The sequence below is a fragment of the Veillonella faecalis genome (genome assembly GCF_024677885.1).
In the GTDB taxonomy this organism is placed as follows: domain Bacteria; phylum Bacillota; class Negativicutes; order Veillonellales; family Veillonellaceae; genus Veillonella; species Veillonella nakazawae.
Map to the genome: position 1 here is coordinate 1 of NZ_JALBWL010000005.1, position 24,233 is coordinate 24,233.

Here is a 24,233-nt window from a genome sequence, read left to right on the forward strand (position 1 = left end):
CCCAACTTCAAGGCATAATTCCAACTTGGGGGGATGCCATTTCTTGGGGTGATTTGCATAACTATGACAAATTATCTTTCAATGATTGGGATTAAAGTACCAACACGTTTTGTCCTATAACCCTTTGATTATAATTACCTATTACTAGCTATAGTACTTAGTATTCTATCTATATTGTGAAGCTCGTAATGTAGTTGGTGAGGATTAGCTATTGGCCATCGTTAATATGACGTGTTGCCAAGTACTGTTGAATTCTACGCTCTTTTCGGGCTTTCAAATATTTTTGAGCCAGTACATTTGGAATTGCTACACCAACCGCAATACTTACAATAGTGAGGATGCCTGTTACACCGTTCTGGACCATATGAAGTAAACCAGACTCTGATAGTGCGTTGATATGAAGCATATCAAAGAGGAATCTGTAATATAAAATACCAGGCATTAAGGCTATGGCAGATGGGACGATGATAATTGTGCTAGATGTTCTCAGCCAAGTAGAAACTTTTACATAGATAACGCTCATTACAGCAGCGCCTACAAAGGTAGCACCTGGAATGGAGAAGCCAAATTCAACAGCTAATAAATTGCGGATAAATACGCATAATACACCGCCAATGCCAATGGATACTAGTAATCGGACAGGAGCGTTAAATAGTACTGCAAAGGATGCGGCTGCTGTAAAAGACCCTATAATTTGCTCAATCGATAATACATGAGGCTTAATATCTACAAAGCTAAAGGCCGGCATAGGGCTAAAGTATAATGCCATGGCCATGCCTAAGGTCATGCTACCAACGATAAGGATCGTTCTAATAGCTCTTGTAATTCCCGATAAAATATGGTTGTTGATGGTATCGATAACGGAGTTTATAAGCGGTACACCAGGTATCATAAATAAGGTACAACAAACAAGAACGTAAACTAACGAATCTTGTTCAATATGTGAATAGAAACCATAGGCAGAAACCATGGCGGCAAAGCCGCCAATTGCAATGCCTACATATTCATTGCAACCAAAGCGTACCGATAAGGTACGACCAAAATAACCGATTAGAGAACAAATAACAGTTACAATAAAAGCTATCATATCGCCACTATACAAAAAGGCAAGGCCTGCTGATCCGAGGGCACAAGCAATACCCTTTATCCAATCAGGATATACTGGAATAGTGGAATCTAATTTTGAAATTAACTGTTCATAAGTTGTAAGTGAATAATGTCGTTCAAAGGCTCGCCAAGTTAGTTTAGATACGGCATTGATCATGGCCATATTGGGTACATGGACAGGTGTTTTTCTAAATACGGTAATAGATCGTTCTTTATGCAGTAAATTGACCATAATCGTAGTATAGGAAATATGTATATTTAAATAATCATGAGGAATACCCATAAATGTGGCGGCTTTAAGCATTTCTTCAATAATTCGATTTGTATCGGCACCACATTCCATGAGTAGTTTGCCTATGTTTAATAGGACGTCGAGCTTTCTATGAATATGAATAAACGGGTTCTCAAGAACCTCATTTTTTTCTTCTAATGTAAATTGTTGCATATATCTCCCTAGATAATGATAGACCATACTATTGTTATCTTTTGCATAAGGTATAACTTAATACTACATGTATTATACCATTAATTCTTTTAAATAACCCTTGCATTTTACAGGGTACACTTGTACAATCGAATTGTAAACCTAGGTTGACAAAGAAAGGGGCTCTAAACTATGCGTGATGAAGTATTAGAATTCTTGAGACAAAACCAAGGTGGTTTCGTATCGGGACAGGATATGTCGGAAGCGTGTCATGTTTCGCGTACAGCTATTTGGAAGCATATCAAGGCATTACGTCAAAAAGGCTACAAAATAGAATCTTATACCAAGAGGGGGTATCGATTATTGGAGGAACCTGATTTGTTGAGTCCATTAGCAATGAAGCAAATCTTAAAAACAGATGTATTTGGAAAACGGTATGTCTATATGGACACTACCGAATCTACTAACCTAGAAGCTCGTCGCTTAGCACAACAAGGTGCAGAAGAAGGTACTGTTGTTGTAACAGAGGAACAGGCTGCTGGCCGAGGTCGTTTATCGCGGGGCTGGTATTCTCCATTTGGGAAAGGTCTATGGTTTAGTCTCATTTTGCGCCCTGACTTTGCACCTGTAGAAGCACCAAAATGTACATTGATGGCAGCCGTAGCCTTAACAAAAGCGTTCCATAAAATGGGACTCACCGATGCAGGCATTAAATGGCCCAATGATATTCTTGTGAATGGTCGTAAACTAGTTGGCATCTTGACCGAAATGTCTGGCTCTATGGAGGAAATTTCCTATATTGTTATGGGCATAGGTGTCAATGTAAAGACTAAACAAGAAGAGCTCCCGGAAGAATTGAAGTTGATCGCTACATCCTTAACTATGGAAGGCATTGATATTGAACGGACGGAAGCTTTTAAAATTATATTAGAATCTTTAGAACATCAATATTATGAAGTCCTCGATAGTGGTTTTGAGGAAACTCTCAATGAATGGCGTCAATTATCGGTAACACTTGGTGAGGAAATTGAAGTAAGAGCACCAGGAAATACCTATGAAGGGGTAGCTACAGATATTGATGAAGATGGTAACTTATTAGTAAGAATCCCTGATGGGACAGTTAAACGTATTGTGGCAGGGGACGTATCAATTCGTCCGCGCAAATAGGAGGCATTCATGTTATTAGTAATTGATGTGGGGAACACCAATATTGTTCTCGGTGTATACGACAAGACGGAGCTTGTAGGTCACTGGCGTATTTCCACGGATCGTGTGCGGACCACCGATGAATATGGCATGTTGATGATGAACCTATTCTTCCATGACCGTAAGGTTGATGTGAAGGATATTAAAGATATCATCATTTCCTCAGTTGTGCCACCATTGATGCCTACATTAGAGCGCGTATGTTTACGTTATTTCAATGTAAATCCTCTTATTGTTGGGCCTGGCACTAAGACTGGTATCGCCATTAAGTATGATAATCCTCGTGAAGTAGGTGCTGACCGTATCGTAAATGCTGTAGCAGCACATGAGCGTTATAAAGGTGATTTAATCATTATTGACTTTGGTACAGCTACTACCTATTGTGCGGTTAAAGGCAATGGCGATTATATGGGCGGTGTTATCTCACCAGGTGTTACCATTTCTGCAGAGGCTCTATTCCAACGGGCTGCTAAATTACCACGTATTGATGTAAGAGACCCAGGTCAAGTCATTTGCCGTAATACCGTATCTTCTATGCAGGCGGGTATGTTCTATGGTTATGTAGGCCAAGTGGAAGGCCTTGTATCTCGTATGAAAGCTGAAATGGGTGATCATGTAACTGTCGTAGCTACAGGCGGTTTAGCACAACTCATTAGCAGTGCTACGGACTGCATTGATCATGTAGAACCTATGCTTACATTAGAAGGTTTGCGCCTTATTTACGAAAGAAATAAATAATGCTACTATAATATAGTTACGAATATGTAACAAGGTAGTGTACATTCGGGTACAGCTTATGCTGTACCCTTTTTATTAGGGGATATATATGAATAATAAACAATGGCAAATTGGAGCTGTCAAAATTGACGGACAAGCCATATTAGCGCCAATGGCAGGGGTCAGCGATATTGCTTATCGTTTGCTTGCTAAAGAGCATGGGGCCGCCTTGGTTTGCACCGAAATGGTCAGCGCTATGGGCATTAAATATAAAAATGAACGCACCCATGAATTGTTGCGTATTGAAGAGGTAGAACGGCCTGTATCTATGCAAATCTTCGGTTCTAATCCAGAGGCTATTGCCATTGGTGCAAAGGTCGTAGCTGATGCAGGTGCCGATATCGTAGATATTAATATGGGCTGTCCTGTTAAAAAAGTTGTTTCCTCCGGTGATGGCTCTGCGCTTATGAAGAATCCTGACTTAGCCGCGCGCGTAGCAGAGGCTGCGGTTAAGGCTGTGGATGTGCCTGTAACCGTGAAAATGCGTATAGGTTGGGATAGTGATTCCATCAATGTTGTGGACTTTGCTAAGCGCATCGAATCTACAGGTGTGGCGGCTATTGCAGTACATGGCCGTACTAAGGAGCAAATGTACAGTGGACATGCTGATTGGTCTTATATTAAGGCTGTAAAAGAGGCCGTGGCTGTACCCGTTATGGGCAATGGGGATATAGTGGAACCAGAGGATGCAAAGTGCATGCTCGATGAAACAGGATGTGATGCGGTGATGGTAGGCCGTGGTGCACAGGGAAATCCATGGATCTTTAATCGTATTCATCACTATTTAGCGACTGGTGAAGTATTGGCGGCGCCGAGCGATATTGAACGTCTCGACATGTTGTTAAAGCATTTTGATCTCTTATGTCAATATAAGGGTGAAAGTATGGCCGTTAAGGAAATACGAACTCATGCAGGCTGGTATATGAAGGGCCTCCCTGAATCAGCATACTGGCGTAATCGTGTGAATACAATTCATACTGTAACAAGCTTTCACAATGAGCTAGAATCATACCGTAAAATATTGTCTGAAATGTAGTCAGATTGACAAATGTACAGTATTTTTATATAATGGTTGAGATAATTTAGAAATAAAAGATAAGGTGTCATCTTATTATGGCACTTTTTTCTTATTTAATTTATATGTAGAAAGAGTGGGGTACCCATGGCAGACGTAAAAGAAACATTACTTACCGCCGACGGTTTAAAGAAATTAGAAGAAGAATTAACGTATTATAAATCTGTACGTCGTATTGAAGTGTCTGAACGTATTAAGACTGCTATTGAATATGGCGATATTAGTGAAAACTCTGAATATGATGATGCAAAAAATGAACAAGCTTTCATCGAAGGTCATATTGTAGAGCTTGAAAATAAAATTAACACTGCGAAAATCATCGACGAATCCGTAAAAGGTGATGTTGTATCCGTAGGTAGTAAAGTAACGGTACTAGATACAATGTACAATGATGAATTAGAATATGTTATCGTTGGTTCCTCTGAAGCGGATCCATTCAACAATCGTATCTCTAACGAATCTCCTGTAGGTAAAGCTATTTTGGGCAAACGTAAAGGTGATGAAGTAGAAGTTTCCACACCAGATGGTCCTGTTACATTCAAAGTGTTAGCAATCCAATAATTTACATTTACTGACGAAGAGGCGATAACATGAGTGAAGAAATTAAAAATGTACAAGAAGAGCTGAATGAGCAAATGCAAATTCGCCGCGACAAATTGGCTGAATACGAAGCGGATGGCATCTATCCATTTGGTCAACGTTTTGTTGTAAAAGATAATGCAAAAGAAATTAAAGATGACTTCTTCTTGAAATATGATGGTCAACCTGTAGTTATTGCAGGGCGTTTGATGACAATCCGTTCCCATGGTAAAACAGCATTTGCCAATATTCGTGATAAATCTGGGGATATTCAAGTATATTTCCGTAAAGATGTATTGGGCGAAGATGCTTATAAATACGTAAAAATGCTTGATATCGGTGATATCATCGGTGTAGAAGGTCATGTATTTAAAACTCATACAGGTGAAGTTACAATTAAAGTTAACAAATTAACTTTGTTATCTAAATCTTTACGTCCATTGCCAGAAAAATGGCATGGTTTAAAGGATACAGAACTTCGTTACCGTCAACGTTATGTTGATTTGATTGTAAATCCTGAAGTGCGTGATACATTTGTAAAACGTTCCCAAATCGTTGCTAAAATTCGCGAATACATGATGCGTGATGGTTTCATGGAAGTAGAAACACCAATGATGCATGCTATTCCTGGTGGTGCTGCAGCTCGTCCATTCATCACTCACCACAATGCGCTTGATATCGATATTTACATGCGTATTGCACCAGAATTATACCTTAAACGCTTGATCGTTGGTGGTATGGACCGCGTATTCGAAATGAACCGTTGCTTCCGTAACGAAGGTATCGACAACCGTCATAATCCAGAATTCACTACTATCGAATCTTACCAAGCTTATGGCGATGTTGAGGATGCTATTCGCTTAACAGAAAATCTTGTGTCCTACTGTGCTCAAGAGGTTCTAGGTACACAAGAAATCACATACCAAGGTACAGAAATCAATTTGACTCCACCTTGGAATCGTATCACAATGGCTGAAGGTGTAAAAAAATACACTGGTGAAGACTTTGATGCAGTTACTACTGTAGAAGAAGCTCGTGCTATTGCAGATCGTTTAAATGTAGAATATACAGAAAATGATGGTATTGGTAAAATCTTAAATCTTTGCTTCGAAGATTATGTAGAAGAAAACTTGATTCAACCAACTATCGTATATGGTCATCCAAAAGAAATTTCTCCACTTGCGAAAGCAAGTCGTGAAAATCCATTGGCTACAGAACGTTTTGAAGCGTTCATTTATGGTCGTGAATTGGCAAATGGCTTCTCCGAGTTAAATGACCCAATCGACCAAAAACAACGTTTCTTGGATCAATTGAAAGAACGCGAAGCTGGCGATGATGAAGCTCACCGTATGGATGAAGACTTCGTTACAGCTCTTGAATACGGTTTACCTCCAACAGCAGGTTTAGGTGTTGGTATTGACCGTCTCGTTATGTTCTTAACAGACTCTGCATCCATCCGCGATGTATTGTTGTTCCCATTGATGAAACCAGAAGCTCCTAAGCATATTGAAGCTGAAGAAGAAGCAGCTGAATAATCTAAAACCAAAAGGCTCCCTATTCTTTGAGTAGGGAGCTTTTTTATTCGTCATATGATACGAATATTATGTTTTATGATTATTGTATTCTATGAATATTATATTTATTCTACATGTGGTGTTGAAGTATATGTTGACTATGATATTTAGTTACGAAAGGAGAAGACTGTGAAACATTTAAAGGTTGCTTTATCTGATTCCGTGCAATCCAAAATTAAATCCATAGCAGGACGCACATGTGTTGGCGTTTTTGAAACAGATTTTACAGATGTAGGTGCCGTTGTTATCGATGATGGTGAGCTAGATCTTGTGAATAATAATCAAATTAGCTCCTTTGGTATACCTGTTATTGTCTTAAGAGTTGATGCATCTAAAGATATATCTCTTTATAGAAATCGTATCACGTCCATTATAGAGCTCTTATCTATGAGTATCGACGACTGTACATCAGAGATAGAGAAAGTTGTAGCAAACTATGAAGCATCTATTTTACCACCATTTTTCAGGGCTTTATCTGATTATGTAGGGGATGAAAATTCACAGTTTGACTGTCCAGGTCATCAAGGGGGCCAATTCTTCTATAAACATCCTACGGGTCGTGCCTTTTACAATTTCTTTGGAGAGAATATATTTAGAGCTGATCTTTGCAATGCAGATGTAAAATTAGGGGATCTCTTAATTCATGAAGGCTATGCGTATGATGCTCAAGCACATGCAGCTAAGGTCTACAATGCGGATAAAACCTATTTTGTATTGAATGGTACATCTTCTGCGAATAAGGTAGTGCTTAATGCTCTTTTAACACCGGGGGATATTATTTTATATGATCGTAATAATCATAAATCTATCTGCCATGGTGGCCTCGTTATGTCTGGTGCTACGCCTATATATCTTGAGACAGCACGTAATCCCTTTGGCTCCATTGGCGGTATTTTAGATCATTGCTTTGATGAAAGTTATATACGTCAATTAGTGGCAGAAAAATCACCTGAAAAAGCAAATGCAAAACGGCCCATTCGACTAGCAGTTATTCAACTAGGAACCTATGATGGTACGATTTATAATGCGCGGCAAGTAGTAGATAAAATAGGCCATCTTTGCGACTATATTTTCTTTGACTCTGCTTGGGTTGGGTATGAACAGTTTATTCCTATGATGAAAGACTGTAGTCCATTGTTGTTAGGATTGGGCCCAAATGACCCTGGCATTTTAGTTACTCAATCAGTACATAAGCAACAAGCTGGCTTTTCACAAACATCCCAAATTCATAAAAAAGACAGTCATATAAAGGGACAAGAACGCTATGTGGATCATAAACGTTTTAATAACTCTTTTATGATGCATGCATCTACATCTCCATTTTATCCATTATTTGCATCGCTTGATGTTAATGCGAAAATTCATGAAGGCGAGTTAGGACAAACATTATGGCGTGAATGTGTTGAGGTAGCTATTGATGCGCGTAAAGCCGTATTGAAACAATGTAAATATTTACGCCCCTTAGTACCTCCAATTGTTCATGGTAAACCATGGAAAGAGGGAAATACCCATGAGATGGCTTGTGATGTAAAATATTTTGCTTTTGAGCCAGAAGCCAAGTGGCATTCTTTTAACGGCTATGGTGAAGGACAGTATTTTATTGATCCATGTAAATTTCAACTGATTACACCGGGAATCGATGTGGAAACTGGAGAATATGAAGAGTTTGGCATCCCTGCGAATATTCTTGCTAATTATTTACGAGAAAATCGAATTATTCCTGAAAAATGTGATTTAAATACAATCTTATTCCTCATGACACCAGCAGAATCTAAGCGTAAGATGGATGCGCTAGTAGCGGAACTCGTTCGGTTTGAAGAACTCATAGATCGCGATGTACCGATGGAAGAGGTGTTGCCATCGATTTACTATAGTCATATAGACAAATATAAAGGCTACCACATTCGTCAGTTATGCCAAGAAATGCATGACTTTTATAAGTCTAGAAATGTAAGTCTTTTGCAACAGCGATTATTCTTGGGTGAATACTTCCCTGACTATGTAATGAATCCACAAGAGGCAAATTTTGAGTTCCAACGAAATAAAGGCGAATTAGTACCGCTAATCGAAGCAGAAGGACGTATTGCTCTTGAAGGGGCTCTTCCGTATCCGCCAGGTGTAATATGTGTGCAGCCAGGGGAGCGTTGGTCCAAGACTGCGTGTGACTATTTCTTAGCCTTAGAAGAAGGTATTAATCAACTGCCTGGTTTTGCGCCGGAAATACAAGGTGTATACATTACGGAACAATCAAATGGCTATAAACAAGCCTATGGCTATGTATTGAAAAAAGAATATTAAAGAAAATCTAGCGTGTTATTTGGGCATAGTCTTTCAACGCTCTGATCACGCAAGGAGGTTATATGAATTCGACACTTATTTTAAAAGGAAATATATTATATACACCGCGTCCTTCAGAATTTATATCGATTCAACATGGTTATATCATTGCCGTAGATGGTGTAGTCGTATATTGTGGTGAAAGTATTCCACCAGCCTATGCAGATTGTGAGGTTACTGATTATGGTGATAATCTCATTATTCCAGGCTTTGTAGATACACATGCACATGCTCCACAGTATTGTAATCGTGGCCTTGGGATGGATAAAGAACTTTTACCTTGGTTAGAAACTTATACATTTCCTGAAGAGGCAAAGTTTAGTGATCTAGAGTATGCACGGCTAGTATATGGTGCCTTTGTACAAGACTTATGGCGCAATGGGACTACTAGAAGCATATTGTTTGGCACTATCCATAAAGAGAGCACATTAGTGTTGATGGAACTTTTACAAAAAGCTGGATTATCTGCCTATGTAGGCAAGGTCAATATGGACCGCAATAGTCCAGATTTCTTGATTGAAGAAACAAGTCAATCTTTAGCGGATACGAAAGACTGGTTAGAGGCATCGGCTCAATTTGGTCCAATGGTAAAACCTATTATTACCCCTCGTTTTGTACCATCTTGCACGAGCGAGTTAATGGATGGCCTTGGTACATTATCAGAAGAGTACAAGGTCCCAGTTCAATCCCATTTATCTGAAAATCACGGTGAAATTGATTGGGTTGCATCCTTACATCCTGAGTCACCAAACTATACAGATGTGTATTATGAACACAAATTGATGGGGCGGACGCCAACAGTAATGGCTCATTGCATTCATTTAAGTGATGTAGAAATGGATCGTATGGCAGAAACTCAAACTATGGTATCGCATTGTCCATATTCTAATGTAAACCTATCAAGTGGTATTGCACCAATTCGTAAGCTAATGAAACGGAATATACCGATTGGTTTGGGCTCCGATATTTCTGGTGGTCATATTGTATCGATGGCGAAGGTTCTTACGGAAGCTATTGGATTGTCAAAAATGAAATGGGTAGAAGTTGATCAAACATATGCGCCACTTACATTAAGTGAAGCCTTTTATATGGCTACAAAGGGCGGCGGCAAGTTCTTTGGTAAGGTTGGTAGCTTTGAAAAAGGTTGTGACTTAGATGCCCTTATCATTGACGATACATCACTATTTGACCCTAATGAACGCACCTTAGAGGAACGGCTTGAACGTTGGTTATATGTTGGTGATGATCGACATATTGTTGAGCGCTATGTAGCTGGCCATATAGTACCTAATCCTCAAGGTTAATATGTGATATGTAATAGCATGGGAATATAAAATAAAATTAAATACTATTTATAACAGGTAGTTTGTATATAAGGCAAACTACCTGTTTTGATTTGGCCTCATGTTGCGCATCAATACCCTTGGTGTATAATAAAATAATGTATAAATTAAGAAAGTGGGGTACTTGATGGATATATTAGGGGCAAGGCGCTCTATAGAGCAGAAGTTACTTATGCAATCCGTTGGCCTGATGGCTCTAGTAGCGGTAAGCGGTACTATAATGGGGATTGTCACGGGTTCTAGTGCGGTCTTATTAGATGGTGTATTTTCCTTTGTCGATGTTGTTATTAAAATCATGATGTTAATGACCGCCAAATTAATAGCGCGTGAAACGAGTAAGCGCTTTCAGTTTGGATATTGGCAGTTTGAACCTTTGGTATTGGCCGTAGAAGGATTTTTTATATTACTAATTGTAATCTATGCCTTATCTAGTGGTATTACAGATCTTATATCGGGTGGTCGTCATGTAGATTTTGGACCCGCTATTTATTATGCTATCTTCTTTACAGTGGCGGACACAATATATTACTTATATGTGCGTCGCATTAATAAGAGTCTGCAGTCCAACTTAATTAAATTTGATAATGTAAGTTGGTATGTTGATGCTTTGTTAGAAGCAGCTATCTTAATCAGTTTCGTCGTGGCTATCATGTTAGAAGGAACTGAATATGCTGATTGGGCAGCTTATATTGACCCCATTGTTCTCGTTGTATTAGCGGTGCAAATGATACCGTCTGCGTTCCGCATTATCATCCCATCTGTAAAACAAGTGTTGGGGTGGGCACCAACTTCATTACATAATGAAGTGCAGGAAATTATGGATCGCTTTATGGAAAAGTACAATTTCAAGGATTATGTTTCTAGCGTACAAGTATATGGCAACACTCGAATTATTGAAATTGATATTTTAGTTCGCAAGAATTTTCCGTATCAAACGATTGCTGAAATCGATGCGATTCGCAATGAAATTGACCAAGAAATCGGAGGGAATCCAACGGAAAAATGGGTTACCATTTCTTTCACAGGCACTCGAAAATGGATGGCAAAAGATTATTTACTAGAAGAAGATGATGATGAATAGCATAAAAATTAGCGACAAAACTAGTAGATATCTTATAATTTAATGATAAATACACCAATATATGGTATACTTAAACGTATTGAATATATTGTTCGTAGCATAGTTGGAAGATGAGGTTTATAGCATGTTAGACTTGAAATTTGTCCGTGAAAATATTGATTTAGTGCAACAAAACTTAGATAATCGTCACACGAAAGGCGATTTGGAAACCTTTGTATCCGCTTATGATGAACGTCGTCAGTTGATTGGTAAAGTAGAGGAGTTAAAAGCTCTTCGCAACTCTGTAACTGAAGAGATTAGCCAATTAAAACGCAATAAAGAAAATGCGGATGATAAAATCGCAGAAATGAAAAAAGTAGGCGATGATATTGCTGAGCTTGATAATCGTATTCGCGATGTAGAAGCAAAATTACGTGATGCGGCATTGATGTTGCCAAACATGTGTGATGCATCTGTTCCTGTTGGTGCTGATGAAGATGAAAATGTAGAACAACGCAAATGGGGCGAACCACGTCAATTCGACTTTGATGTACAAGCTCATTGGGATTTAGGTGAAAATCTGGACATTCTTGATTTCAATCGCGCTGGTAAAATGAGCGGTGCTCGTTTCACTGTATATAAAGGCTTGGGTGCTCGTTTAGAACGTGCTCTCATTAACTTCATGGTTGATCTTCATGTAGATAAACAAGGCTACACTGAAATGATGACTCCATACATGGTAACGCGTGAAACTTTGACAGGTACTGGTCAATTACCTAAATTTGCTGAAGATATGTACCATGTAGAAGATACTGAATATTTCTTGATTCCTACCGCAGAGGTTACATTGACTAACTATCACAGTGGCGAAATCTTGAGCGAAGAGGAATTGCCAAAATATTATACTGCATTTACTGCATGCTTCCGTGCTGAAGCAGGGTCTGCAGGTCGTGATACTCGTGGTCTTATCCGTCAACATCAATTCAACAAAGTTGAAATGGTTAAATTAGCTAAACCTGAAGATTCTTACAAAGAATTAGAAACATTGACTGATAATGCAGAAGAAGTATTGCGCTTATTGGAGTTGCCATTCCGTGTAATTACACTTTGTACAGGGGATATTGGCTTTGGTTCTGCTAAAACATATGATGTAGAGGTATGGATGCCAGCTCAAGGCAAGTATAGAGAGATTTCTTCTTGTTCTAATATGACTGATTTCCAAGCTCGTCGTGCAAACATTAAATTCCGTCGTGGTCCTAAAGGTAAACCAGAATTCGTTCATACATTAAATGGCTCTGGTCTTGCTGTAGGTCGTACAGTAGCAGCTATCTTGGAAAACTATCAACAAGCTGATGGCTCTGTTGTGATTCCTAAAGTACTTGTACCTTACATGGGCGGCGTAGAAGTAATTAAGGCTGGAAAATAAGAGGGGGCATTCTATGAAGTTCTTTATTGATACAGCAGAATTTGATGAGATTAAAGAGGCGTATGCTTTTGGTTTTATCGATGGTGTTACTACTAATCCATCCCTTATCGTGAAAGCTAAACGCGATTTAAAACAAGTTATTTCTGAAATCGCTAATTTGGTAGAGGGTCCTGTGAGTGCAGAGGTTATTGCTTCTGATGCAGAAGGTATGATCGGGGAAGCTCATGAGCTTGTAAAATTAGGCTCTAATGTAGTTATTAAAGTGCCTATGACTCCAGAAGGTCTTAAAGCTGTTGCAGTTCTAAGCAAAGAAGGCATTAAAACTAATGTAACCTTAATCTTCTCTGCCAACCAAGCCTTATTAGCAGCTCGTGCAGGTGCTACCTATGTGAGCCCATTTGTTGGCCGTATTGATGATATCAGTATGGATGGTCTTACATTGATTCAAGATATTGCAGATATATTTGCTATTCATGGCATTGAAACTGAAATTATTGCGGCTAGTGTGAGAACACCATTGCATATCATTCAATGTGCAAAAGCTGGTGCTCATATTGCAACTGTGCCATTTAAAGTGCTTATGCAAGCTATGAAACATCCACTAACAGATGCAGGGCTTGAAAAATTTATGGCAGATTGGAAACAAGCTAATCAATAAGTTAAGTATTCGGCTCGATGTAAGGGTCATATTACAATACACACAGGACTTATAAGGAGGCCTATTATGGATCGTACATTATCTTTGGAATTTGCTCGTGTCGTTGAAGCGGCTGCTTTGCGCAGTGGTCGTTTACTTGGTCGCGGTCAAAAGGATGCAGCGGATGGTCTTGCTGTAGACGCAATGCGTCAAGCATTTGACTCTGTTCGTATTTCTGGTACAGTTGTTATTGGCGAAGGCGAAATCGATGAAGCACCTATGCTTTACATTGGTGAACATGTAGGTGCGGGTGGCCCAGAAGTAGACATCGCAGTTGACCCTATTGAAGGCACAAACTTGATTGCAAAAGGCCAAAATGGTGCGATTGCAGTTATGGCTATTGCTGAAAAAGGTGGCTTGTTACATGCGCCAGATATGTACATGGAAAAACTTTGTGTTGGTCCTCGTGGTGCAGGTGCTATCGATATTACAAAATCTTTAACTGAAAATATTAAAAATGTAGCTGCAAAAATGAATCGCAATGTTGATGAAATTACACTTGTAATGCTTGATCGTGAGCGTCATCATGGTTTGATGAAAGAAGCGCGTGATCTTGGCGCACGTATTATGTTAATTTCTGATGGCGATGTTAACCCAGCTATGGAATGTTGTATCGAAGGTTCTGGTGTGCACATGGTTGTTGGTACTGGTGGTGCACCAGAAGGCGTATTGGCTGCAGCAGCTTTAAAATGCGTAGGTGGCGATATGCAAGCGCGCTTGAAACCAGAAACAGAAGAAGAAATTCGTCGTTGTCATGAAATGGGTATTACCGATGTAAATCAAGTACTTACATTGGATGATTTAGTTCGTACAGATGATGTTATCTTTGCGGCTACTGCTATTACTCGCGGTAACTTATTGAATGCTATTCAATACTTCCCTGGTGGTGCGCGTACACATACTATCGTAATGCGTTCTAAAACAGGTACTGTTCGTTTCTTAGATACAGTGCATATGGATGAGAAACTAAAATCCTTAAAAGCAAAATAAAAATAATTAAGCCCCTCATTTGATATGTACCCCCTTTACCGGTTGTCCAGCAAAGGGGTACATATCAAAAATGAGGGGCTTTTTTTCTCAGTATTTTCTCACAGTCTCTTGATGAGATATATCGAAAAATAGTATAATAACATTTAGTATATGACGTTATAAATACAACGTCTTGTAGTTCATACAAGATGATCGATATAAAGTGTAGGAGGAATTCTGTTGGAAAAGCTAATCATTCAAGGTGGCAACCGGTTGGAAGGCCGTGTACGTGTTAGTAGTGCTAAAAATGCGGTACTCCCTATTATTGCCGGTACTTTGCTAGCATCAACACCTAGTAAATTACTTGAAATTCCAAATTTGGAAGATGTAGGTACAATTTGCCAAGTTATCGAGTCTTTGGGGGTTAAAATTACTCGTAATAAAGCAGATGATGAAATTATTTTCGATGCGTCTACATTGACTGCTACGGAAGCTCCTTATGAGCTTGTACGCAAAATGCGTGCATCTTTCCTCGTAATGGGTCCACTTTTGGCGCGTAAAGGGGAGGCTAAAATCTCCATGCCAGGTGGTTGTGCGATTGGTGCACGTCCTATTGATCTTCACCTAAAAGCTTTCGAAGCACTAGGTGCTAAAATTGAAATTACTGAAGATTATGTATATGCACATGCTCCAGAAGGCCTTAAAGGCACTCAAATCTACTTGGATTTCCCAAGTGTAGGGGCTACAGAAAATGTAATTATGGCCGCTTCTATGGCGGAAGGTAAAACTGTTATCGAAAATGCTGCGGAAGAACCTGAAATCGTTGATTTAGCGACATTCTTAAATGCAATGGGCGCTAATATCCGCGGTGCTGGTACTAATGTAATTCGCATTGAAGGTGTGCCTCAATTACATGGTGCAATTCATACGGTTATTCCTGACCGTATCGAAGCTGGTACATACTTGATTGCAGCTGCTATGGCTGGTGGTGACGTATTTGTAGAAAATGCATTGCCTGAACATTTGAAACCAGTAGTAGCTAAATTAAAAGAAGCTGGCGTTACTGTAGAGGAAGAAATTGATGGCATTCGCGTTATCAGCACTGGTAAAGGTATCAAAGCTGTTGATATCAAAACGTTACCATACCCAGGCTTCCCAACAGATATGCAAGCTCAATTTATGGCGCTTACTACAATCGCTGAAGGCACAAGTACAGTAACAGAAACTGTATTTGAAAACCGCTTTATGCATGTTGCTGAACTTCGCAAAATGGGTGCTCATATCGATATCGACAATCGTCAAGCGATTGTAGAAGGTATGCCACGCTTACATGGTGCTGTAGTTAATGCTACAGACTTGCGTGCAGGTGCGGCTCTTGTTTGTGCTGCATTGACTGCAGAAGGTAGAACAGAAGTTGGTCGTTTACATCATATCGATCGTGGTTATGATGATTTCGTAGGTAAATTGCAAAGGTTAGGTGCTGATATTGTTCGGGTTGACGAATAAAAGTACAGAGCCAAAACAGAATAAAAAGAAACGAAGCCGGCGCTCAAAAGGGCCGGCTTTATACAACGAGCAACAAAATCTAGGCGCTGCTAAGGTGGAGAATGCTAAAACTAGCACTAATCGAAAGCCATTGCGTAGGACAAAACGCAAGTCCACAAAGCTTTCTGAGGGCGTAGCAAAGCAAGCTAGCCATTTAGCTTCCAATATGCGTGAAGCTATGGTTAGAGTCACGAAGATGCGCCGTGTGGAACGTCGTAATCGTGAGACTGTAGCTATTGCAAAAACTACACCAGCTATGACCTTGAAGCGCCTAGTTCGTCCTGAGCAGGTGGGCGATTTAATGGGACGATTAAATCGTTCATTAAACTTTGACTTGGGCATCGACTTAGGAACTGCGAATATTCTTATTTTCGCTAAAGGTAAGGGCTTAGTCTTAGATGAGCCAGCTTATATTGCGAAAGATGATAAAACAGGGGATATTCTTGCCTTAGGCGAAGCTGCACGTACTATGATAGGACGTACACCTAAAGGCATATCTGTTATTCGTCCTGTTCAAGCGGGTGTTATCGCAGATTACGATATGACCGAATTTATGTTAAAATACTTTATTCGTTCCGTTGTGCCTGCTTCTAGATTGATGAAAACGCGTATTATTGTATGTGTGCCATCTGGAATTACGCCTGTTGAAAAACGTGCTATTTTAGAGGCTTTACTTAGAACAGGCGCTAAAAAGACTGTTCTTATAGAGGAACCATTAGCAGCTGCTATGGGTACAGGTCTCAATGATGCTGACCAAGTTGGAGCTATGGTTGTCGATGTAGGTGGCGGTACTACTGATATTGCCGTTCTTTGTGATACTGGCGTTGTTGTGAGTGAATCCCTTCGCATTGGAGGAGATTCCTTCAATGAATCTATTATTCGCTATATACGTCGTAAAAAGCGACTTGTTATTGGACCTTTAACAGCAGAAAAGATAAAGATTTCTGTTGGTACCGTAGATCGACGTGCTAAAGAACGAACTATAGAGGTTAGAGGGCGTGATGCCAGCTCTGGACTACCTAAGATGGTTGCTGTTAATTCCTTAGAAATTCAACGTGCCTTAGAGGCGCAAGTGATGAATATTTTAGAAGGCATTAAATCGATTTTAGAAAAAACACCTCCAGAACTTGTAGCAGCCATTAATGATCATGGTATCATTTTGACAGGTGGCGGTGCTCTCATCGATGGTTTAGATCGTGTTATTACACGTTCTGTTGGTATTGCATCTTATTTAGTTGAGTCTCCGCGATATGCTGTTATTAAAGGGGTTGCAAAAGCTCTTGATGAAATGTCACAATTGCGCGATACATTGGATGAATTACAATAAAATATTTCATTGAAATAATGTAAAATTTGAGGAAGTTACTATTTATAGATAGGCCATTAAAAATGGAACGACGGTAGATAGTAACTTCTTTTTTAGTGCATCCTTTTTGTAATTTTCATCTATATGATGTATACTATAGTAAAAGTATATTGTATAAAATTGATGTATGAATATAGATCTATTAATATAGGTTATCGCTATAGAGGAATTGTAAATGAAACGATATTTATATATGACTTTTGCTGTGTTAGGCTTTCTAGGCAGCACAATACCTTATGCGGAAGCTGGAAATTTAACCGGCGTACGTGTATCTAATCACGAAGGTACAAGTCGAATCGTATTAGATGTGTCTGAAATGCCTGTATCTTGGACTAAATCTTATAATGAGTCTACACATGCTCTTACCCTTAACCTGGGTGGTACGACAAATGGATTGACTGGACCTGTAGCTCAAAATAACACGAAAACAGGTGTTTTAAAAGGTATTGGCTTACAACCTGTTAATGGTGCTTTACAAGTAACCTTGACGGCTAATAAGGATGTACAACATCATGAGTTTACATTGGAAAAGCCATCGCGTATTGTAGTGGATTTATTTTCTGGCTATGCTCAACAAACAACAAAAGATGTAAATAAATCCGTTACGTATAGCAGGATTAATAACACTGTAGCAGAAGGTAAGATTCAAGCCTTTGCGTTATCTGTTGATAATGATTCACCTATGGTAGTAGCCCATGTTCCAGAAGGAAAAACCTTATCATCTGTGATTCAATCACATACTGCCATCATTGGAGCAAAGGTAAAGGGCGGAAGTTTTGATCGTCCTTATTCAGTAGCTAGTGATGGAACGATTGATTTAGAGCGTATTTCTAATCGTGGCACCTTGCGATATACACCAAATCGGGGCTATTTTATTGAGGAAAAGAGACCCTTATTACAAGCTAAAACACAAAAAGATACCTTCCTAATTACATCTGTTAATACAGGACGTAAAGAAAATGCCTTGACCCTATATACATCAGCTTATGGGCCTTCTACAAAAACTAATGACTTCGGCTATGAAGTGACTGTAGCCAATGGTAAGGTCATTAGTGGTCAAAAAGGAAATTCTAAAATTGGAGAAAACCAATATGTATTATCTGGGCATGGAGAATCAAGAGATGCACTGCGTAAATTAAAAGTGGGCACACCGATTACGATTCAAAATAGACCGGAGTTAGCACAAGTTAGCACCACTGGTGGTGCAGCGCTACAAGCGGGTACTATGGTATTGAAGAATGGCAATTATGTAGGTGCTGATGGGACTCATAATAAAGCTCGTAGTTTCATAGGAACTACAAAAGATCATAATTTAGTGGTCCTCACTGTTGATAAAGCAGGCCTTCAATCCGTAGGGGTCACACAACAAGAAGGGGCCAAACTGTTATCTAAGCTAGGCGTCGTAGATGGTGCTGAATTATCAAATCAAGGTAGTGTTGATTTGGTGGTTAATGATACGTACGTACATAAAGCTACTCCAAATCCTACGACCTATGAGGATATTGTAATTATAAAATGAATTCGTTGCATACAATTTTGTTTGAAATATTAGTAATAATTTAGTATACTATAAATACATAACTAATTTTGTAAAAGGAGGGATCGTTATGAAAAGAGTAGTGTTGGCCTTAGCTGCTTTAGGCATTTTAAGTGTTAGCTCTGTAATGGCGGCCCCTGTATCATACCAAAGTGTATTAACAGGTAAAGTTGCTTCTACAGTTTCTGTTGGCTCTGCTGTAACAGAAGGTCAAACATTGGTAACTGTAGAGACATTGGCTGGCCCTATGGCTGCTGCTAAATCTACTGTAACTGGTACTGTAACGGCGGTTAATGTTACAGTGGGCTCAGACGTTTCTCGTGATCAAATCGTTGTCACAGTAGAAAGTAAATAAAGGAGAGAAGGAATGAAGTTTTCTCATTCTTGGCGTCGGTATAGAAAAGCGATACTGGCGCTTTTCTTCTGTACTTCACTTACAGCTGCACAGGCTGTTGATTTCATGCCTGTCAATGATGTAACTACAGGTATGGAAGGCATTGCAAAAACTGTAATTGTAGGAGATACCATTTCTACCTTTGATGTAAAGGTACTGGGTGTCATGAAGGATAAGGGACCATCTGGTCATCTTATTTTAGCGAAGTTCTCTGGTCCTGTTATGGAAAAAACAGGCGGCATCGCTCATGGCATGAGTGGTAGTCCTGTATATATAAATGGTAAGCTCGTTGGTGCTGTTGCTTATGGCTGGGGCTTTGCAGATGGTACGATTGGGATGATTACCCCTATCGAGGATATGGTGAAATTATGGAATATTCCATATGAGAAGAACTTATCCAAACCATGGGACGATAAACAGTTGATCCCTCTTGGCACGCCACTTATGGCTTATGGCTTTGATGCAGCATCCATGGATTACTTCAAATCCAAGTTGCCACAATATAAATATGAAACATATGATACGGCTAGTGCTAGTGGTGATGAAATTGCTAAACCTCTAGAAGCCGGTGGTTCTGTAGCAGCATTACTAGTTGATGGTGACCTAAAACTGGGGGCCATTGGTACTGTTACCTATGTAGATGGGGAAAAGATTGTTGCCTTTGGTCATCCATTCTTAAAACATGGCTCCTCAAACTACTTCATGCATAATGCAAGCATCTTTACAGTAGTTAAAAGTTATGATGCTGCTTTCAAATTGGGCTCTATGGGCAAGGAAGTTGGCTCTGTAACTGAAGATAGAGGTGCTGGTATTGCAGGTGTTTCTGGTGTGATTTCTCCAGGGATCCCTATGCGATTCCATTTGAAAGACCTTGATATGGGACGTGATAAAACTAGCTCTGTTAAGGTCATTGAAGATAGTGAAATGACACCGACTTTAGCGGCTACATCTCTATATAATATGTTGAATAAAACATTAGATCGTAGTGGCGCTGGTACAGCTACAATTTCTTATACTATTACTCCAAGAGGTAAAGAACATAAACCGTTAACACGAACTAATATGTTCTATAGTTCTGACTCTATCTCAGAGAAGGCTGTTGATGAGTTCTACAATGTTATCGATGTTCTTATGAATAACCGCTTCATTAATTATGAAATCTCTGATATCTCTGTAGAAACTGAAGTAACACAAGATAAGAAAACTGCAAAGCTTATTGATGCGTCTGCATCTTCTACCATTGTTTCTCCTGGGGATACAATCGTTGTAGATGTAACGTTGGAGCCATTCCGCGGGGAGAAAGTTGTTAAACAAATCTTCTTTAAAGTTCCTGAAGATCAAGCTGTTGGTCAGTATACCTTAGAGGTGCGTGGGGGCGGTGAAATCCCATTACCTTATGTATTAGAAAAACAAAAATACAATTTAACTGATGAAATCTTACGTCGATTAAAAGTTCACAAAGATTTTGATGAGCTTTATGATGAAATTCAAAAGACTGATACGAATAATCAAATCGTTGTAGAGTTTTTAGAAGATGGCATTAGCCTTGTTGATGAAGATGGTTCTAAATCTGTTAAAAAAGCGAAACTTAAAGATGTGGAATCAAAACCTATGCCAGGGGATGTAAAGAAAAAAATTGGTCAAGAAGATTTGGGTTCCAATAAGGATGATGATAATCAAATCGAAAAGACTGCTATTGATACAGAGTACATCGTTCAAGGTGATGGTCAATTTACAATTCATGTTATGAAGCCAGCTGATCGTGATAAAGCACTAGCTAAACGCGTAAAAGAAGTTAAAAATCAAATCAAGATGGAACATAAATTAGAGTTGGAAGACCAATCAAAAAAGGATAAATCCAGTAAAAAAGATGTGAAAAAGTCTGATAAACAAGACACAAAAACACCTGATAAAAAGGATGAATCTAAAGTAAATGATACTAATGCAGCTGAATAAGCTGAAAATGTAAGGGGAAAGGGCTAGACTGTTGAATTGGCTTGAATCGATAGGTCGTGTTGTAATACACGGCCTATCACAGATGGGTAGTGCTACATTATTAGTGTGGCAAACAATAAAACAACTGAAAATGATTAATCTGTGGCATGTATTCCAGCAGATGGCTCACCTAGGTGTAGATTCATTGCCGATTATTAGCTTAACGCTACTATTTGCAGGAGCGGTTATGACCTTACAGATTACAGATGTATTAATTACATATGGAGCTCAAAGCACTGTGGGTGGTCTTATGGCTGTTGCTATGGGTCGTGAGTTAGGGCCTATTTTAGTAGGGGTTGTACTGGCCGGCCGTGTTGGCGCCGCTATCACGGCTGAAATTGGTACAATGAAGGTAACTGAACAAATTGATGCGCTACGTGTTATGGCTGTCGATCCTGTTGGTTACCTCGTGGTACCTCGTGTAGTAGCATGTATGATTATGGTGCCTATTTTGGCATTTTATGGTGTAGTCATTGGTATTGCAGGTGGTTACTTTGTAGCTACTGCTATCAAAGGTCTGGCGCCAAGTACTTATTTAGATTCTATTCAAATGTTTTCTACCATTTCAGACTTTACACTAGGTCTTTTGAAATCTAGCGTATTTGGTGCTGTCATCGCATTGGTAGGTGCTTACAAGGGGATGGAAACTAAAATGGGCGCTGAAGCAGTTGGCTTCTCCACAACTAGTTCAGTAGTAACTAGTATCATTTTAGTATTTGTATTAAATTACTTTTTATCTACCTTGTTATATTAGTAGATACATTAGAGGGATTTATGATAGAACTACGCAATGTTGTAGTTGCCTATGAGTCACGTGTGATTTTAGACTCCATTAATCTCACCATTGATGATGGGGAGACGTTAGTCATATTAGGTGGTAGTGGCAGTGGTAAAAGTACCTTGCTTCGATTATTAATTGGCTTACAGCGCCCTACATCGGGACAGATCATTGTAGATGGCACAGATATTACAACATTATCTGAAGATGAATTTAATACAGTACGAAGAAAAATGGGGATGGTATTCCAATACTCTGCTCTGTTTGATTCTATGTCGGTAGGCGAAAACGTGGCCTTTGGTTTGCGTCAGCATACGGACTTGGGGGATGATGAGATACGACGCATTGTAGCAGAGCGACTAGATTGGGTCGGTTTGAAAGGGTATGAATCCTATATGCCTAACGAATTGTCTGGCGGTATGAAAAAGCGCGTTAGTTTAGCTCGCGCCATAGCGCTAGATCCAAGCTTAATTCTCTATGATGAACCTTCATCCGGTTTGGATCCTATTACATCCGGTACGATTAGTATGCTCATTAAGGGAATGCAACAACGGCTTGGTTGTACCTCTATTGTAGTAACGCATGATATGCAATCTGCATTTTATGTAGCTGATCGCATAGCCTTACTTGATAAGGGGAAATTTGTGGAAATTTCTGATACAATAGACTTTAAGAATTCTACAAATAAAAAGGTACAACAGTTTATTCATGGTGAAGCAGAACCAATTAATGTATCTGCGATGGGAGATGTATAATGAAGTGGACAACGGAGGCCAAGGTAGGGGCTTTCACGATAATAGGTATAGCATTATTTATTGCGGGCATACTGTTTGTAGGCCGCATTGATATATGGGCTAAACCGCAAATGACGATTACCGGTGATTTTGCTCAAGTTAATGGCCTAAAAAATGGCAATCAAGTTAAATACTCAGGTGTGGCCATCGGTAATGTCTCTGATATAGAGATTACACCACATGGTGTAGTAGTAAAAATGAAGCTTGATGAAAAAACACAAATTCCAAGTGACTCTACGTTCACATTGGGATCAGATGGTTTTTTAGGTGATAAGTTTATTCAAATTTCACCAGGCCAATCTAAGGTATTTTTACAAGATGGTGACACTGTTAAGGGCGAAGGTGCAGACGCTATGGATAAAGCGATGCAAAGCGCTCAAAAACTAATGGATGGCACCGAAAAAATGTTGCAATCTATCAATAATATTATTGGTGATCCAGCAACGCAAAATGCACTTAAGCACTCCCTGCAATCTACTGCAACGATGGCTGATAATGCTGTAGCGATTACACAAAATATGGCTGATGTAACTGCACAGCTAAATCAAGCTGCTCAACAATTTAATGCAGATGGTAATGCAGGCAATGATATGCGCGCTATTTTAACTAATTTAAAACAAACTACGGATCGTGTAGATAATATGGCTCGTTCTATGGAATCTACAGTAACAGATCCTAAAGCACAAGAAAATATTAAGGAAACATTACATAATACGGCACAAATTTCTGCTCGTATCAATAAATTGATGGGTGGTAAGGCGTATCAAACTGATACAAATGGAAATATTGTAGAGGTTGGCACAACTGAAAAAAAGTCTTCCCCTAAGGTTGAACCATCTGTAGATCTGTTGTATAACACAACAGATAATGAATTCCGTATCAATGGTCGCGTTCGTGCTTATAATGATAAAGGTATGGCTGAGCTTGGCCTTTCCAATATCGGTGATGGCACTAAATTCGATTTAAATGCAGGTCGATTCATTAGCTCTAAATGGCTAGTACGTGGCGGTATTTTTGAAAGTGAATTAGGACTTGGCGTTGACTATAATTTACGTGGTCCTGTTTCATTGTCCGCAGCGGTATATGACCTTAACAATCGTAAATATCGTATTCGTAGTGACATACGGTTACATAAAGATACTTATGGGGTTATTCAAATGACCAGACCGTTCGGTTCCACGAATGGCGGTACCTACTTTGGTATCAAGCAAGTATTTTAAAGACTAATACATTCACTTTAGGTGAGTATG

Annotated in this window: 20 protein-coding genes; 19 read left to right on the plus strand and 1 reads right to left on the minus strand. The window is 39.3% G+C overall.

What is annotated here, in order from left to right; genetic code table 11:
* Positions 1-208: 208 nt before the first annotated feature.
* Positions 209-1,552 (minus strand): threonine/serine exporter family protein, encoded by a 1,344-nt coding sequence (locus MOQ65_RS08600; protein WP_257847301.1) that lies wholly within the window; start codon positions 1,550-1,552, stop codon positions 209-211.
* Positions 1,553-1,723: 171 nt separating this feature from the next.
* Here MOQ65_RS08600 and MOQ65_RS08605 point away from each other — a divergent pair, with 171 nt between their 5' ends.
* The 19 genes from MOQ65_RS08605 (at position 1,724) to MOQ65_RS08695 (ending at position 24,203) form a co-directional block, all read left to right on the plus strand.
* On the plus strand, positions 1,724-2,698 hold the full coding sequence (locus MOQ65_RS08605; protein WP_105090286.1) for a biotin--[acetyl-CoA-carboxylase] ligase: 975 nt from the start codon (positions 1,724-1,726) through the stop codon (positions 2,696-2,698).
* Between the two features lie 9 nt (positions 2,699-2,707).
* On the plus strand, positions 2,708-3,475 hold the full coding sequence (locus MOQ65_RS08610) for a type III pantothenate kinase (protein ID WP_119206313.1): 768 nt from the start codon (positions 2,708-2,710) through the stop codon (positions 3,473-3,475).
* 88 nt (positions 3,476-3,563) lie between these two features.
* The gene (dusB, locus tag MOQ65_RS08615; protein ID WP_105094753.1) at positions 3,564-4,550 is read left to right on the plus strand and encodes a tRNA dihydrouridine synthase DusB; all 987 of its coding nucleotides are present in this window, start codon (positions 3,564-3,566) and stop codon (positions 4,548-4,550) included.
* Between the two features lie 126 nt (positions 4,551-4,676).
* Positions 4,677-5,150, plus strand: a complete 474-nt coding sequence (gene greA, locus MOQ65_RS08620; protein ID WP_105090289.1) for a transcription elongation factor GreA — start codon at positions 4,677-4,679, stop codon at positions 5,148-5,150.
* 29 nt (positions 5,151-5,179) lie between these two features.
* Positions 5,180-6,703 carry a lysine--tRNA ligase gene (gene lysS, locus MOQ65_RS08625; RefSeq protein WP_105086163.1) on the plus strand — a complete coding sequence of 508 codons (1,524 nt, stop codon included), beginning with the start codon at positions 5,180-5,182 and terminating at the stop codon, positions 6,701-6,703.
* Between the two features lie 168 nt (positions 6,704-6,871).
* Positions 6,872-9,040: an ornithine decarboxylase gene (speC, locus tag MOQ65_RS08630; RefSeq protein ID WP_257847302.1), complete on the plus strand. Its 2,169-nt coding sequence runs from the start codon at positions 6,872-6,874 to the stop codon at positions 9,038-9,040.
* 62 nt (positions 9,041-9,102) lie between these two features.
* A complete protein-coding gene (gene guaD, locus MOQ65_RS08635; protein ID WP_257847303.1) occupies positions 9,103-10,383 on the plus strand; it encodes a guanine deaminase in 1,281 nt (426 codons plus the stop codon).
* A gap of 166 nt (positions 10,384-10,549) precedes the next feature.
* The gene (locus MOQ65_RS08640; protein WP_195186366.1) at positions 10,550-11,503 is read left to right on the plus strand and encodes a cation diffusion facilitator family transporter; all 954 of its coding nucleotides are present in this window, start codon (positions 10,550-10,552) and stop codon (positions 11,501-11,503) included.
* A 124-nt stretch (positions 11,504-11,627) separates the two neighbouring features.
* The gene (gene serS, locus MOQ65_RS08645; RefSeq protein ID WP_105086167.1) at positions 11,628-12,908 is read left to right on the plus strand and encodes a serine--tRNA ligase; all 1,281 of its coding nucleotides are present in this window, start codon (positions 11,628-11,630) and stop codon (positions 12,906-12,908) included.
* Positions 12,909-12,921: 13 nt separating this feature from the next.
* On the plus strand, positions 12,922-13,566 hold the full coding sequence (gene fsa, locus MOQ65_RS08650; protein WP_005387248.1) for a fructose-6-phosphate aldolase: 645 nt from the start codon (positions 12,922-12,924) through the stop codon (positions 13,564-13,566).
* Between the two features lie 66 nt (positions 13,567-13,632).
* Positions 13,633-14,595, plus strand: coding sequence for a class II fructose-bisphosphatase (glpX, locus tag MOQ65_RS08655; RefSeq protein WP_005387249.1), 963 nt, complete (start codon positions 13,633-13,635; stop codon positions 14,593-14,595).
* Between the two features lie 219 nt (positions 14,596-14,814).
* The gene (gene murA, locus MOQ65_RS08660; RefSeq protein WP_105086170.1) at positions 14,815-16,080 is read left to right on the plus strand and encodes a UDP-N-acetylglucosamine 1-carboxyvinyltransferase; all 1,266 of its coding nucleotides are present in this window, start codon (positions 14,815-14,817) and stop codon (positions 16,078-16,080) included.
* Entirely contained in the window at positions 16,061-17,446 is a 1,386-nt protein-coding gene (locus tag MOQ65_RS08665) for a rod shape-determining protein (protein ID WP_227720993.1), read from the plus strand. Before murA ends, MOQ65_RS08665 begins: the two co-directional genes overlap by 20 nt.
* Before the next feature lie 214 nt (positions 17,447-17,660).
* A complete protein-coding gene (locus MOQ65_RS08670) occupies positions 17,661-19,004 on the plus strand; it encodes a phosphodiester glycosidase family protein (protein ID WP_257847305.1) in 1,344 nt (447 codons plus the stop codon).
* An 88-nt stretch (positions 19,005-19,092) separates the two neighbouring features.
* On the plus strand, positions 19,093-19,377 hold the full coding sequence (locus MOQ65_RS08675; RefSeq protein WP_005387253.1) for a biotin/lipoyl-containing protein: 285 nt from the start codon (positions 19,093-19,095) through the stop codon (positions 19,375-19,377).
* A gap of 12 nt (positions 19,378-19,389) precedes the next feature.
* Entirely contained in the window at positions 19,390-21,372 is a 1,983-nt protein-coding gene (locus MOQ65_RS08680) for a SpoIVB peptidase S55 domain-containing protein (RefSeq protein WP_119206303.1), read from the plus strand.
* 31 nt (positions 21,373-21,403) lie between these two features.
* Entirely contained in the window at positions 21,404-22,165 is a 762-nt protein-coding gene (locus MOQ65_RS08685; RefSeq protein WP_119206302.1) for an MlaE family ABC transporter permease, read from the plus strand.
* A 20-nt stretch (positions 22,166-22,185) separates the two neighbouring features.
* Positions 22,186-22,944 (plus strand): ABC transporter ATP-binding protein, encoded by a 759-nt coding sequence (locus tag MOQ65_RS08690; protein ID WP_257847306.1) that lies wholly within the window; start codon positions 22,186-22,188, stop codon positions 22,942-22,944.
* Positions 22,944-24,203 carry an MlaD family protein gene (locus tag MOQ65_RS08695; RefSeq protein ID WP_257847307.1) on the plus strand — a complete coding sequence of 420 codons (1,260 nt, stop codon included), beginning with the start codon at positions 22,944-22,946 and terminating at the stop codon, positions 24,201-24,203. Before MOQ65_RS08690 ends, MOQ65_RS08695 begins: the two co-directional genes overlap by 1 nt.
* Positions 24,204-24,233 lie beyond the last annotated feature (30 nt).

Excerpts from the sequence above, each read along its gene's own strand:
- MOQ65_RS08600 (WP_257847301.1), bottom strand. The coding sequence starts at position 1,552 with ATGCAACAATTTACATTAGAAGAAAAAAATGAGGTTCTTGAGAACCCG.
- MOQ65_RS08605 (WP_105090286.1), top strand. The coding sequence starts at position 1,724 with ATGCGTGATGAAGTATTAGAATTCTTGAGACAAAACCAAGGTGGTTTC.
- MOQ65_RS08610 (WP_119206313.1), top strand. The coding sequence starts at position 2,708 with ATGTTATTAGTAATTGATGTGGGGAACACCAATATTGTTCTCGGTGTA.
- dusB (WP_105094753.1), top strand. The coding sequence starts at position 3,564 with ATGAATAATAAACAATGGCAAATTGGAGCTGTCAAAATTGACGGACAA.
- greA (WP_105090289.1), top strand. The coding sequence starts at position 4,677 with ATGGCAGACGTAAAAGAAACATTACTTACCGCCGACGGTTTAAAGAAA.
- lysS (WP_105086163.1), top strand. The coding sequence starts at position 5,180 with ATGAGTGAAGAAATTAAAAATGTACAAGAAGAGCTGAATGAGCAAATG.
- guaD (WP_257847303.1), top strand. The coding sequence starts at position 9,103 with ATGAATTCGACACTTATTTTAAAAGGAAATATATTATATACACCGCGT.
- MOQ65_RS08640 (WP_195186366.1), top strand. The coding sequence starts at position 10,550 with ATGGATATATTAGGGGCAAGGCGCTCTATAGAGCAGAAGTTACTTATG.
- serS (WP_105086167.1), top strand. The coding sequence starts at position 11,628 with ATGTTAGACTTGAAATTTGTCCGTGAAAATATTGATTTAGTGCAACAA.
- fsa (WP_005387248.1), top strand. The coding sequence starts at position 12,922 with ATGAAGTTCTTTATTGATACAGCAGAATTTGATGAGATTAAAGAGGCG.
- glpX (WP_005387249.1), top strand. The coding sequence starts at position 13,633 with ATGGATCGTACATTATCTTTGGAATTTGCTCGTGTCGTTGAAGCGGCT.
- MOQ65_RS08670 (WP_257847305.1), top strand. The coding sequence starts at position 17,661 with ATGAAACGATATTTATATATGACTTTTGCTGTGTTAGGCTTTCTAGGC.
- MOQ65_RS08675 (WP_005387253.1), top strand. The coding sequence starts at position 19,093 with ATGAAAAGAGTAGTGTTGGCCTTAGCTGCTTTAGGCATTTTAAGTGTT.
- MOQ65_RS08680 (WP_119206303.1), top strand. The coding sequence starts at position 19,390 with ATGAAGTTTTCTCATTCTTGGCGTCGGTATAGAAAAGCGATACTGGCG.
- MOQ65_RS08690 (WP_257847306.1), top strand. The coding sequence starts at position 22,186 with ATGATAGAACTACGCAATGTTGTAGTTGCCTATGAGTCACGTGTGATT.
- MOQ65_RS08695 (WP_257847307.1), top strand. The coding sequence starts at position 22,944 with ATGAAGTGGACAACGGAGGCCAAGGTAGGGGCTTTCACGATAATAGGT.